This window comes from Rhodococcus sp. RCBS9 (assembly GCF_029457415.1).
GTDB lineage: Bacteria > Actinomycetota > Actinomycetes > Mycobacteriales > Mycobacteriaceae > Rhodococcus_F > Rhodococcus_F qingshengii.
In genome coordinates, this window is the sequence record NZ_CP120422.1 from 616228 (window position 1) to 628952 (window position 12725).

15 protein-coding genes are annotated in these 12725 nt (G+C 64.2%); 4 read left to right on the top strand and 11 right to left on the bottom strand.

All coding sequences use genetic code 11. The annotated features are described in order from the left end of the window. The first annotated feature begins 13 nt into the window (after window positions 1-13). Complete coding sequence (locus P0M12_RS02830) at window positions 14-877, top strand: lytic murein transglycosylase (protein WP_003945171.1); 864 nt, start codon at window positions 14-16, stop codon at window positions 875-877. A 24-nt stretch (window positions 878-901) separates the two neighbouring features. Further along, on the top strand, window positions 902-2038 hold the full coding sequence (locus P0M12_RS02835; protein ID WP_003945178.1) for an Mrp/NBP35 family ATP-binding protein: 1137 nt from the start codon (window positions 902-904) through the stop codon (window positions 2036-2038). A 64-nt stretch (window positions 2039-2102) separates the two neighbouring features. Here P0M12_RS02835 and tatB read toward each other — a convergent pair whose 3' ends face one another. The 4 genes from tatB to sigE all read right to left on the bottom strand — a co-directional run bounded on the left by tatB (window position 2103) and on the right by sigE (window position 5132). Continuing rightward, complete coding sequence (gene tatB / locus P0M12_RS02840; RefSeq protein ID WP_003945177.1) at window positions 2103-2495, bottom strand: Sec-independent protein translocase protein TatB; 393 nt, start codon at window positions 2493-2495, stop codon at window positions 2103-2105. A gap of 74 nt (window positions 2496-2569) precedes the next feature. After that, a complete protein-coding gene (locus P0M12_RS02845) occupies window positions 2570-4048 on the bottom strand; it encodes a trypsin-like peptidase domain-containing protein (protein ID WP_065351193.1) in 1479 nt (492 codons plus the stop codon). 75 nt (window positions 4049-4123) lie between these two features. After that, entirely contained in the window at window positions 4124-4483 is a 360-nt protein-coding gene (locus P0M12_RS02850; protein ID WP_003945180.1) for a hypothetical protein, read from the bottom strand. Window positions 4484-4535: 52 nt separating this feature from the next. Beyond that, the gene (gene sigE / locus P0M12_RS02855; protein WP_029255812.1) at window positions 4536-5132 is read right to left on the bottom strand and encodes an RNA polymerase sigma factor SigE; all 597 of its coding nucleotides are present in this window, start codon (window positions 5130-5132) and stop codon (window positions 4536-4538) included. A gap of 330 nt (window positions 5133-5462) precedes the next feature. On the opposite strand from sigE, the gene P0M12_RS02860 reads away from it, so the two are divergent. Continuing rightward, window positions 5463-6098, top strand: a complete 636-nt coding sequence (locus P0M12_RS02860) for an O-methyltransferase (RefSeq protein WP_275232804.1) — start codon at window positions 5463-5465, stop codon at window positions 6096-6098. Here the strand turns inward: P0M12_RS02860 and glgC are convergent. Further along, on the bottom strand, window positions 6095-7309 hold the full coding sequence (gene glgC, locus P0M12_RS02865) for a glucose-1-phosphate adenylyltransferase (protein WP_003945185.1): 1215 nt from the start codon (window positions 7307-7309) through the stop codon (window positions 6095-6097). The genes P0M12_RS02860 and glgC overlap by 4 nt on opposite strands. Before the next feature lie 132 nt (window positions 7310-7441). Here glgC and glgA point away from each other — a divergent pair, with 132 nt between their 5' ends. Continuing rightward, window positions 7442-8614 (top strand): glycogen synthase, encoded by a 1173-nt coding sequence (glgA, locus tag P0M12_RS02870; RefSeq protein ID WP_003945186.1) that lies wholly within the window; start codon window positions 7442-7444, stop codon window positions 8612-8614. Window positions 8615-8620: 6 nt separating this feature from the next. Here glgA and P0M12_RS02875 read toward each other — a convergent pair whose 3' ends face one another. From P0M12_RS02875 to folP, 6 genes are all read right to left on the bottom strand, one after another. Beyond that, window positions 8621-9460, bottom strand: a complete 840-nt coding sequence (locus P0M12_RS02875; RefSeq protein WP_210377502.1) for a putative RNA methyltransferase — start codon at window positions 9458-9460, stop codon at window positions 8621-8623. 117 nt (window positions 9461-9577) lie between these two features. Then, window positions 9578-9745, bottom strand: coding sequence for a DUF3117 domain-containing protein (locus P0M12_RS02880; protein ID WP_003945169.1), 168 nt, complete (start codon window positions 9743-9745; stop codon window positions 9578-9580). 151 nt (window positions 9746-9896) lie between these two features. After that, window positions 9897-10466 carry a DNA-3-methyladenine glycosylase I gene (locus tag P0M12_RS02885; RefSeq protein WP_030536943.1) on the bottom strand — a complete coding sequence of 190 codons (570 nt, stop codon included), beginning with the start codon at window positions 10464-10466 and terminating at the stop codon, window positions 9897-9899. After that, complete coding sequence (locus tag P0M12_RS02890) at window positions 10466-10843, bottom strand: DivIVA domain-containing protein (RefSeq protein WP_003945181.1); 378 nt, start codon at window positions 10841-10843, stop codon at window positions 10466-10468. The genes P0M12_RS02885 and P0M12_RS02890 overlap by 1 nt, the downstream gene beginning before the upstream one ends. A gap of 32 nt (window positions 10844-10875) precedes the next feature. Further along, window positions 10876-11817, bottom strand: coding sequence for a glucosyl-3-phosphoglycerate synthase (locus P0M12_RS02895; protein ID WP_003945188.1), 942 nt, complete (start codon window positions 11815-11817; stop codon window positions 10876-10878). Continuing rightward, window positions 11814-12713, bottom strand: a complete 900-nt coding sequence (gene folP, locus P0M12_RS02900) for a dihydropteroate synthase (RefSeq protein ID WP_050656816.1) — start codon at window positions 12711-12713, stop codon at window positions 11814-11816. Before folP ends, P0M12_RS02895 begins: the two co-directional genes overlap by 4 nt. Window positions 12714-12725: the final 12 nt, after the last annotated feature.

Here is a 12725-nt window from a genome sequence, read left to right on the forward strand (position 1 = left end):
GGAGGCATACACAGTGGGTCGGCACAGCAAGAAGACAGATTCGCACATCCGTCGAAATTCGGTCATCGCGCTCACCGGACTCATCCCTATCGGACTCGTCACCGCAGCCAACACGGCCGGCGCCGCTCCCAAGGTCCCGTTCTTCAACACCAGCTCCGCCGAAACGGTGGACACCGCCGCACAAGCCACGCAGGAACCGCAGGCGCAGATTCTGCCCGCCGTCGAAGCAATCGCCGAGCCGGCTCCCGCCCCCGCGCCGGAACCCGCGCCGCTGGCTCCCGTGCAGGCCACTCCCCCGCTCCCCGCGTCCATGGCCGAGGGCGCACTCGGAATCCCGAGCGTGAGCGTCGCCGCCTACCAGAACGCCGAGCGAATCCTCGCTGTCGAGAAGCCCAACTGCAACATGCACTGGACGCTCCTCGCCGGTATCGGCCGCGTCGAATCCGGCCACGCCAACGACGGCAAGGACGCCGACGCGAACGGCAACCTCTACAAGCCCGTGATCGGCCTGCCACTCAACGGCAGCCTGCCTGGCCAGGCCGTCATCATGGACACCGACGGCGGCGCCCTCGACGGCGACACCGTCTACGACCGCGCAGTCGGCCCGATGCAGTTCATCCCGTCCACCTGGAACCAGTACGCCGGCGACGGCAACGGTGACGGAATCGCCGACCCGCAGAACCTTTTCGACTCCGCACTGACCACCGGCAAGTACCTGTGCGACGGCGGGCTCAACATGCAGGACGTCACCCAGGTTGCCTCCGCGATCCACCGCTACAACAACTCGGCGGCCTACGTCGCCAACGTTCTGGCCTGGTCGCTCGGGTACTCCACCGGCATCGTGCCCGCCGCATCGGACCTGCCGCGCATCCACTGACCTACCTGGACTTACCATGGAGTCATGTCTGTACTGACCGAGTCCGACGTTCGCTCCGCGCTCGCGCGAGTTCTGGACCCAGAGATCCGCAAACCCATCACCGAACTGGGGATGGTCAAGGGGATCTCCCTCTCCAGTGACAACAGCGTCGACATCGGCATCTATCTCACGACCGCCGGCTGCCCGATGCGCACCGAGATCACCGAACGCGTCACCAAGGCCGTCGCCGATGTCGCCGGGGTCGGTGCGATTCGCGTCGAACTCGACGTCATGGACGACGCTCAGCGAACCGAGCTCCGCAAGTCGCTTCGCGGCGATTCCGCCGAGCCCGTCATCCCGTTCGCCCAGCCAGGTTCACTCACCCGCGTCTACGCCGTGGCCTCCGGCAAGGGTGGCGTCGGAAAGTCCAGCGTGACAGTCAATCTCGCGGCAGCAATGGCCGCGCGCGGACTGTCCGTGGGTGTACTCGACGCGGATATCTACGGCCACTCGATCCCCCGCATGCTCGGCACTGACGCCAAGCCGACTCAGGTCGAGCGCATGATCATGCCGCCCGTCGCCCACGACGTGAAGATGATCTCCATCGCGCAGTTCACCCAGGGCAACACACCTGTCGTCTGGCGCGGACCGATGCTGCACCGCGCGCTCCAGCAGTTCCTCGCCGACGTGTTCTGGGGCGATCTGGACGTGCTGCTGCTCGATCTGCCGCCCGGCACCGGTGACATCGCCATCTCGGTGGCTCAGCTCATCCCGAGCGCCGAGATCCTGGTCGTCACCACACCGCAGCAGGCTGCTGCAGAGGTCGCCGAGCGCGCGGGCGCGATCGCCCTGCAGACCCGCCAGCGCGTCGCCGGCGTCGTCGAGAACATGTCCTGGCTCGAACTTCCCGACGGCACCCGTATGGACGTCTTCGGCGAAGGCGGCGGGCAGACCGTCTCCGATCGCCTCACGAAGGCCGTCGGCGCCAAGGTTCCGCTTCTCGGACAGATCCCGCTGGATCCGTCCGTCCGCGAGGCAGGCGACGCCGGGACGCCGATCGTCCTCAGCGCTCCCGATTCACCCGCAGCCATCGCACTCAAGGACATCGCCGACAAGTTGGCCGTCCGTCAGCGCGGGCTGGCCGGAATGTCGCTCGGTATCAACACGGTTCGCAACCTGTAGAACCCCCTCATACGGAAGGGCGCCTGTCACCGATCGGTGACGGGCGCCCTTGCGTATGTCGAATCTAGGTGGCGTCGAAGTCCACAGGAGGACGTTCGCCGGCGGTGAGTGGCTTGTCCTTCGACAGCGTCTTCGGCTCCTGTACTCCGCTCTGCGGCTTCTTGTCGAAGTTGCCCGTGAAGATGGAGTCGTCGCCGTCGAGGAGGTGCTGGGTGATCACAGCGCGCGGCGTCATTCCGCGCAGCTTGTTCAGATCTGCGAGCGGTTTACGCAGATCCTCGAAATCGGTGCCCAGTTCTTCCTTGAGCTGATTGGAAGCGCCCGAAGCATATTCGCGCACCTGCCTCAGGGATTTCGTGACCCAGGAGACCGCACCAGGAAGCCGCTCAGGTCCCAAGATGACCAGAGCCGCTACGAGGAGGATCATGAACTCGCCCCAACCGATGTTGCCAAACACAGGGTCAGCCTACTGTGTGCTCGCTCGGTGCGCGCATGTCCGGATCAACCTCACAGGAAGATCGCAGGGTCCGATCAGTCCGACACCGGCGTGACCGAAATGTCGACCTGCCGTCCGTCGCGGATCAACTGAACGTTGACGGGTTGGTCGACGGTCGTCGCGTTGACCGCAACCACCAATTCGTCGGCGCTTGTCACCGGTCGGTCACCGACCTTGACGATGACGTCACCCTCGACGATCCCCGCACGTTGCGCTGGGCTGCCGTCGCGCACGTTGGCCACCGCAGCACCACTGGTCGCGTCGTTGACCGCGGTGCGTGCATTCACGCCGATGTCGGGGTGATGAACCTTGCCGTCACGGATGATGGTCTGCGCCACCTCGGTCACCGTGTCGATCGGAATCGCGAAGCCGAGCCCGACCGAACCGCCGGACTCACTGAGCATTGCGGTGTTGATGCCGATGACGCGGGCTTCGTCGTCGACGAGCGCACCACCGGAGTTGCCGTGGTTGATCGCCGCGTCGGTCTGGACGGCGTCGATGACGGCGTTGGTGTCGGTGCCTTCACCCGACAACCGCAGAGGCCGGTTCAGTGCACTGACGATTCCGCGGGTGACGGTCTTGCTCAATCCGAGCGGTGAGCCGACGGCGACGACGTCGTCGCCCACCTGAACATCCTCGGATTTTCCGAGCTGAGCGACCGTCAGATTGTTCGCCGACACCTTGAGCACTGCGAGGTCTGTCTTGACGTCACGTCCGACGATCTGGGCGTCGGTCTTGGTTCCGTCGGAGAAGATCACCTGGATCTTCGCGTCCTGAGCGGGCGGAACGGCCGAGGAGATCACGTGGTTGTTGGTGACGATGTATCCGGCGCCGTCGATGACCACACCGGAACCCGTGCTGCCCTGGTCGCCGACGGCGACCTGAATCGACACCACGGATGGCAGTACGGCGTCGGCGACTTTCGCCACCTGAGACTCCGGCTGTTCCCCACCGCCGGATTGAACGAGCGTGACACGTGAGCTGGTGAGTGAACTGCGATCGGCAGTGATGACAGTGGCAAGCAATCCACCGACGAGAGCGATGACAAGCGCCATGCCCGCAAGCGCGGCCAGTGCCGAGGGGGCGACCTTGCGACCGAACAACAGCTCACGCACGTCGAGTTTCTGGGCGGGAGGCAACTGCACCGGCGCCTCGGACTCTGCGGGCTTGCCCAGCGAGACGGCGGATTCAGGATCGCGCCACGGATCACGCGGCGTTTCTTCGTCGGGCGTGTTGTTCGCCGTCGCCTCGGGATCGCGACCGATCGACTCGGTGGCGTCTGCGGGTCGACCGAACGCTTCGGCCAGAACCGGGTCCGGAGTCCCGATCACGACATCGGAGGACGGAGTCGATCGCGCGGCCACCGGAGTGAACGAGCCCTCGACTCCACTCGGCCGACCGAACACCTGGCGCGAGGCCGGATCGATCTGGGGTCGATAGACCGGACGGGGGTCGAGAACCGGCGCATCTGCCGGTCTGTCCACCGAACCGTTTGCCGAAGAATCCGAACTCACTCCGGAGTGCCCCCTTTTTCCGTCAGTCACATGGTCCAGTATCACTGATCCGCGCCGGGAAGCTGGCGCGCGGCGTCATTTGCGCCAGCGACGGGACAACCTCTTGCTGATGGTGGAGAAGCCGGCGGGTTGATTACCGACGGAACTGTCGGCGTTTTCCGAATTCGGCCCGGTAGTCGGACTGTTGCACGAAGGAATCTGGCTGAGAAGTCCCACCAGGGACAACGGCATCGTCATCTCGCCGCTTCGACGCAGCGCACCACGTGCCTGCTGCTGAGCATCGACGGCCGCAGCGCACTCGGCACAGATCGAGATGTGATGCGAGGCCCGCAAGTAGGCCTGCATTCGGAGTTCTCCGTCGACGTAGGCAGCGATTGCCTCGCTGGCCAGATGTTCGGTCGAACCGAACTGGCGATGTGCCCGCGCCTCCGTCATTCGTCCCTCCAGGTGATTGACCACGTCCCGCTCTGTAGCTCGAACCCGACCGTCAGAAACCGACGAGTTCGGATTCGGCTGCGCGCTGCGCTGCCAGATGATCACGAATCGCCTGTCGCCCACGATGGATACGGCTACGAACCGTTCCGAGCTTCACTCCCAGTGTGGCACCGATTTCCTCGTACGACAGACCTTCGATGTCACAGAGCACGACAGCGGCACGAAATTCAGGTGCGAGTGAGTCCAGTGCGGCCTGCAGACCTGCGTCGAGGCGCGCGTCGTGGTAGATCTGCTCGGGGTCCGGACCGGGCGAGGGAACGCGGTCGTAGTCCTCGGGCAGCGCTTCCATACGGATGCGATTGCGTCGGCGAACCATGTCGAGGAACAGGTTTGTGGTGATGCGGTGCAACCAGCCCTCGAAAGTTCCGGGCTGATAATCGGAGAGCGAGCGGAACACCCGGATGAAGGTGTCCTGCGTCAAGTCCTCGGCGTCCTGGGCATCGCCTGACAACCGGTAGGCCAGGCGGTACACCCGGTCACCGTGCTGACGCACGAGTTCGTCCCAAGACGGCATGGAGGACTTCTCACCAGTTGCATCGAACACAGCAGTGCCGATCAATTCGGAATCCACAGCCGATTCCGTCGTCAAAACTTCCGACTCTCGAGGGCGAGGCTCGTCGTTGACCTGGTAAATAAGTTGATCCTCCTGCTCGGGATCGCGTAGTTCGATCACCGCGTTGTCCGAATCACGTGATGCGCGATATTCGGGAGAACCAGCCGTTGCTGTGATTTGTTCCCGATCACCGAGCTGCGAAAGACCAACTTGGTAGAAATCGATACCGCCGTGCGATCTTCGATCCGGCGATGTATACACCTTTTCTCATCGCGGTGTGCACGCCATATGAGGAGCCTGAGGGATTCCTGAGAATCCTGGTGACTGCGCGCCTTGCAGCGACAATCCGAACCGCCCGATAACCTCATGAGCGTGACCCACGCCGAACAGATACTCCGCCACGTCGAGGACGTAGTTTCCGAGGACGAGATTTTGACCGCGGCGCGAGATCGAGCGCTGGATCTCGGAGCCCATCCGGTGACGCCCGCCGTCGGCGCGACCCTCGCGATGTTCGCGAGGATGCTCGACGCGAAGACGGCCGTCGAGGTAGGTACCGGAGCCGGCGTGAGCAGCCTGTGGCTTCTGCACGGCATGCGCGACGACGGCGTCCTGACCACGATCGACAGCGAACCCGAACATCAACGAGCAGCCAAGCTGACCTTCCGCGAAAGCGGAATCGCTCCGGCACGCACTCGCCTCATCAACGGACGGGCTCTCGACGTGCTTCCCCGGCTCGCGGACGGCGGCTACGACCTGGTGTTCGTCGACTGCGCCGCGATCGACCACCCGCACTACGTCCGCGAAGGTGTCCGCCTGCTGCGCCCCGGCGGTGTCATCGTTCTGCACAACGCCCTGGCCGACGGCCGCGTTGCCGACAGCTCCGCACGCGACGCGACAACGGTTGCGGTCCGAGAAGCGGCAAAGGCCGTGACCGAGGACGAGCGACTCATTCGAGTCCTCCTCCCCCTCGGTGACGGCCTCCTCTGCGCGAGCAAGCTCTAGATCCAGACGCCCTTACCGATGGCGACGACGCCACCCTGACTGACGGCAAATCGTTCGCGGTCACGTTCGAGATCGACGCCGATGATTTCGCCGTCACCGACGACGACGTTCTTGTCGAGGATCGCTCGCCGTACGACGGCACCCTTGCCGATGCGCACACCCGGCATCAGCACGCTGCCCTCGACGGTCGCACCGTCCTCGATCATCACGTTGGAACTGAGTACCGAATTGCGCACGGTCGCCGCGGACAGGATCGACCCCGCACCGACGACCGATTCCTGCGCGAGTCCGCCCTTCACGAACTTTGCGGGCGCGAGATTCTCGGTGGCGCCGCGGATGGGCCAGCGACGGTTGTAGAGATTGAAGATCGGGTGCACCGACACCAGGTCCATGTGAGCGTCGTAGAAGGCGTCGAGGGTACCGACGTCACGCCAGTAGCCGCGGTCTCGATCGGTGGCACCGGGAACGACGTTGTCCTTGAAGTCGTAGACCGACGCCTCACCCGCGGCGACCAAGGCGGGAATGATGTCGCCGCCCATGTCGTGATCGGAATCGGAATTCTCTGAATCAGCGCGGATGGCGTCCACGAGTACCTTGGTGGTGAACACATAGTTACCCATGGACGCGAACGTCGAATTGGGGTCGTCCGGTGTCCCGGGAGGATGGGCGGGCTTTTCCAGGAACTGGGTGATGCGTCCGGACTCGTCACTGTCGATGCAGCCGAAAGCAAAAGCCTCACTTCGCGGTACACGAATACCCGCGACCGTCACGCCTGCCCCGGATTCGATGTGGTGCTGAACCATCTGTTCCGGATCCATCCGGTACACGTGGTCGGCACCGAAAACCACGATGTACTCGGGGTCCTCGTCGTAAACGAGATTGAGCGACTGCAGGATTGCGTCGGCACTGCCGGTGTACCAGCGCGGCCCGAGCCGCTGCTGGGCCGGGACCGGGGTGATGTACTCACCCGCGAACCCGGACAACCGCCACGTCTGCGAAATGTGGCGGTCGAGTGAATGTGACTTGTATTGCGTCAACACACAAATACGCAGATATCCCGCGTTGACAAGGTTGCTCAACACGAAGTCGATAAGTCGATATGCACCTCCGAAGGGCACTGCGGGCTTCGCTCTGTCCGCGGTCAGCGGATACAAGCGTTTGCCCTCGCCCCCGGCGAGCACGATTCCAAGCACATGCGGCTGGCTTCTCACACCGCTAACCTATCCGCACTGGTGAACTCCCGCTAGCGAAGCAGTCCGAGAGGTCCGATCGTGTCCCCCTCCGAACGGTCGGGGATAACGTGATCGGTAGCCGGATCGACCACGGGCGGTTAGGTTTAGCGCGTGCGAGTCGCGATGATGACCAAGGAATACCCGCCGGAGATCTACGGCGGCGCAGGAGTACACGTAACCGAGCTCGTCGCTCAGATGAAACGGCTGTGCGAGGTCGACGTGCACTGCATGGGCGCCCCGCGCGAAGGCGCGATCGTCCACTCTCCCGACCCCGCTCTCGCCGGATCCAACCCGGCCCTGACGACGCTCTCCACCGAACTGCGCATGGCGGACGCCGCGGCCGGTGTCGACATCGTCCACTCCCACACCTGGTACACCGGACTGGCCGGGCATCTCGCGTCGGCTCTCTACGACGTGCCGCACATCCTCACCGCGCACTCACTCGAGCCCAGACGCCCGTGGAAGGCCGAACAGCTAGGCGGCGGCTATCGGATCTCGTCGTGGTCCGAACGCAACGCCGTCGAGCACGCAGACGCGATCATCGCCGTCAGTTCCGGTATGCGACTCGACGTCCTCGACGCGTACCCCGCTGTCGATCCGAGTCGCGTTCACGTAGTCCGCAACGGAATCGACACCGAGGTATGGCATCCCGGGGGATCTGCGCCGGGAGCACAGTCCGCACTCGCGTCGATCGGCGTCGACCCGGCAAAACCCATCGTGGCCTTTGTCGGACGCATCACGAGGCAGAAGGGCGTCGGGCACCTCGTCGCGGCAGCCCACCACTTCGACCCGGAGATTCAGCTCGTGCTGTGCGCCGGCGCTCCCGATACGCCGGAGATCGCCGCCGAGACGGAGAAGGCGGTGGCCGAACTCGCCCGGCACCGGGGCAATGTCTACTGGGTGCGCGAGATGCTCCCGACCGAGCAGATCAGGGAAATACTTTCGGCAGCAACGGTATTCGTCTGCCCTTCGGTGTACGAACCCCTCGGGATCGTCAATCTCGAAGCCATGGCGTGTGAGACCGCCGTGGTCGCTTCCGACGTCGGCGGCATCCCCGAGGTGGTCGCCGACGGCGTCACCGGTCGACTCGTGCACTACAACGCCTACGAGCCGAACGCGTTCGAGGAATCGCTCGCGGCCACCGTCAATGCCGTTGTCGCCGACCGAGAAGGCGCCGACGCGATGGGTCGTGCGGGCAGGATCCGTGCGATCGACGAGTTCTCCTGGGCCGAAATCGCCAAGCAGACGCTCGAGGTCTACGCGGACGCCGTCACGAGACGCTGATCCGCGTCAGATCTTGCGATAGGTCGAGACCGTCGCCGACGCGGTGACGGTACTCGGCTGCGGCAGCTTCTCCACGGCGGCAGCCAGATCGGCGGGCGTCAGGTGTCTCGCCGACGGTCCCATCCCCACCAAGTCGAGGACGTCCTGGTGTGAGAGTGACATCGTGAACTCGACCTCGTCGCTACTCACACGCTCGAAGTATCCGGCCATCGACGATTCGAGACGTTCCACTTTGCGGTCGTCGACCCGGACCATCGCGAGAATGTCGATCAGCTCGCGCAGATGCCTGTCGGTGGGCGTCAGGACCACCAGAACGCCGTCTTCGGCGAGAACTCGATGGGACTGCGGACCGTTACGAGGAGCGAACACACAGAGCACGTGAGAGAGCGCTCCGTCGCGAATGGGTAGTGGTTGCCAGACGTCTGCGACGATCGAACCGATTCTTTCGTGGACCTTCGCGGCACGCCGGGCCGCGAACTTGGACACGTCCAAGGCTATCGCCCGAGAATCAGGCAGCGAATCCACGACGTGTGCGAGGTATTGTCCTGTGCCTGCGCCGATTTCGACGATCCGCGCGGGATCCGACCTCGCCGTCGTCGCGCAGGCTCGGGTGACGGCATCCATCAGCGGGCCGAAGTGGCCGGCGCCGAGCAATCGTGCACGCGCGGCAATCATCTCGGCACTGTCGCCGGTGAACTTCGTGGCACCGCCACTGATCAGGCTCACGTAACCCTGGCGAGCGATATCGAATCGATGTCCGCGGTCGCACTCGGCGGCGCCGTCCACCAATTCCAGATCAGCAGCACACTGCGGGCAGGACAGAAGATCGATCACGGCGGCAAGCATTGATCCGTCCTTTCGGCTACCGGCGGTGCGCACACACTTCAGGCCCCGTACCGAAACGGATACGGAGCCTGCGTGCAATCACGTGCTGTTGTTCGTACTGCTACAACCTGGACCCGACTAGCTGGTGACGTTCGTGAGTTCCACACCGAGCGCTGCAGCTTCATCCGGGGTCAGCTCGACGACGAGGCGTCCGCCACCCTCGAGTGGAACCCGCATGACGATTCCTCGTCCCTCTTTGGTTGCTTCGAGGGGACCGTCCCCGGTCCGGGGCTTCATGGCCGCCATCCTCTGCTCCCTCCAGATCTGCGCTGCATTGCTCTGCGCCTCGACTAACGGTGCGCCCCGCCAACAATCAGCGAGGCTCGTACCCTCCATTGTTCCCTATGGATGCGGGAACCGGGAATCTGAGTCACATTTAGGGGTGTTCAGTCGACCGTCACACCTGCACCGGAACCCAGCAATCAGCCACGTGATCATCGACCATTCCGGTAGCCTGCATGAGCGCATAAGCCGTGGTAGGACCCACAAACTTGAACCCGCGCCGCTTGAGTTCCTTAGCCATGGCAGTCGACTCGGGAGTGACCGCGGGAACCTCTGCAATTGATGTCAGTCTTCTGGTGCGTCGAGGCGGCGAGAACGACCAGAGTAACGAATCGAGGTCCAGATCGGGCGAATTCACGAGCACTCGGGCGTTGGAAATCGTCGCCTCGATCTTCGCGCGATTGCGGACGATCGCGGCATCGGAGAGCAATCTCTCGACATCCGCAACTCCGTACGCTGCGACCTTGTCCGGATCGAACCCGTCGAAGGCTTCGCGGAACGCCTCGCGTTTGCGCAGAATCGTGATCCACGAAAGTCCCGATTGGAATGCTTCGAGGGCGAGTCGTTCGAACAGTTCGTCGCGCCCGTGCAGCGGACGCCCCCACTCCTCGTCGTGATAGTCGCGGTAGAGCGTGTCGCCGGGCGTCTCGACCACCCAGCCGCACCGAACGAGTCCGTCGGCCATCAGCCCTGGGAATCCTTCGATTCGGATACGGTCTCAGGCTCCTCCTGCGATGCTTCGGCCTTGGCCGGAGCATCCGCTTTCACCAGGACCTCAGACCGCTCGTCACGGCCCAGTTGTGCACGCAGAGAATCGATTTCCAACCCGAGGCGATGCAGGGCCCAATCCACTTCACTCGCCTTGTAGCCACGCAGCACCTGCTGAAAACGCAGCGCGTCGACATCCGCCCCGGTGACGTCCTCTGCCGGGAGTACGGTCGCCGTCGTGCCAGGAGGCAGCGGCGGCAGCTCTTCCGAGCGCCCGAACACAGCGCTGGCGGCGAGGAAGATCATCGCGCCGACCAGTGCCATGACAATCAGGTACAGGAGGATCGTCATCATGGACCGATACTCCCATACCCGAGTGTGAGCGGTCAGACCCCCGCGGTGCGCACTATCGAATTCATCGGGGGTCGATCGAGTAGCGAAACCTCGGTGGTCTCGGGCACGAAAGAATCGCCGTCGACCAGGAATTGGGTCAACCCGGCACCCGAATCCTCGATCCCGCACCGCCGGAGCATCGTTCCGATGATCTGCCGGCTCATCACACCGAGGTCGGCGAGCGGCCGGTTGCGATGCTTGCGCACACCGAGATTGACCTGACCGATCGCCGCCAGCCCCAACGTGTCGTACGTGTCGAGCAGAAGGCCGATCTCGACGCCGTAGCCGGGCGCGAACGGGACAGCGGACAGCAGCTCACGGGTGCCCGCGTATTCACCGCCAAGCGGTTGCAGTACCGACGTGAGTTCCGGCCGCAGCGCGGCCAACATGGGCCGCGCAACCAATTCCGTGACTCGCCCGCCGCCGTTGGCATCCTCCGTGCCGCTCACGCGCAGCGGACGGCGGTAGTAGCCCTTCACCAGATGGATGCCGTCAACCGTGAGCAGCGGCCCCAGCAGTTTGGGCACGAACGCCGGATCGGGATTGATGAGATCGGAGTCGACGAATGCGATCAGATCGCCGGTCGTTGCGGCGACCGAACGCCACAGCACCTCGCCCTTGCCCGCGGTCGGCGGGATGGACGGGACTGCGCTCTCACGACTGATCACCGTCGCCCCCGCCGCGCGAGCACGCTCGGCGGTACGGTCGGTCGAACCGGAATCGAGAACGATCAACTCGTCGACCAAACCACCGAGCAACGGATGAATGGTGTCGACCACCGCAGCAACGGTGTCCTCTTCGTTGAGCGCGGGCAACACCACCGAGACGGTTCGGCCACCCTTCGCCCGTTCGAGCTCGGCGACCGTCCAACTCGGATGGTCCCAACTGTTGGCGTCTGCCCATACGCGGGTCGGGCCCGCACCGGTGATGCTCATGCCAGACCTCGAACCGTACGTACCGGGGCACGGCGTCCCTGGATCGCGGCCACCATGTCGACGACTCGACGGGTGGACGCCACCTCGTGAACACGGAACACCCGGGCGCCGCCCGCCGCGGCCATTGCTGTCGCTGCCAATGTTCCCTCCAACCTCTCGGAAAGCTCCACACCAAGAGTCTCCCCGATGAAGTCCTTATTACTCAGCGCCATCAGCACTGGCCACCCGGTGTTTACAAGAACGTCCACTTTCCGCAACAACTCGAGCCCGTGAAAGGTGTTCTTACCGAAATCGTGGGTGGGATCGATCAGGATCGCGTCACGCGGAACCCCGAGTGCCAGGGCGCGCTCTGCCGCCGACACGACCTCGGTGACCACATCTGCGACGACGTCGTCGTAGCGGACACGATGCGGGCGGGTGCGCGGAACCGCGCCACCCGTGTGCGAGCAGACGATCCCGGCACCAGTCTCGGCAGCAACCAGGACGAGGTCGGGATCCGCACCCGCCCACGTGTCGTTGATCAGGTCGGCGCCTTCGACGCGTGCCAACCGCGCGACGCCGCTCCGCCAGGTGTCGACGCTGATGATCAGCTCGGGGTACTTGGCTCTGATCGCGGCGACGAACGGAACGACTCGCCTGACCTCTTCGTCGGCGTCGACGAGGTCACCGGGCCCAGCTTTCACTCCCCCGATGTCCACCAGATCGGCGCCCTCGTCGACGGCCCTGTCGACGGCAGCCATCGCTGCCGAATCCGAGAACGTCGCGCCTTGGTCGTAGAAGGAATCGGGAGTGCGGTTGACGATGGCCATCACCAGTGCACGGTCGACCGCGACCGGACGCCCACACAGGGTGGGCGCCGGACCTGGCTGCGCGGTAGAACCGGGGAGTGAAGACATGCCACTCATACT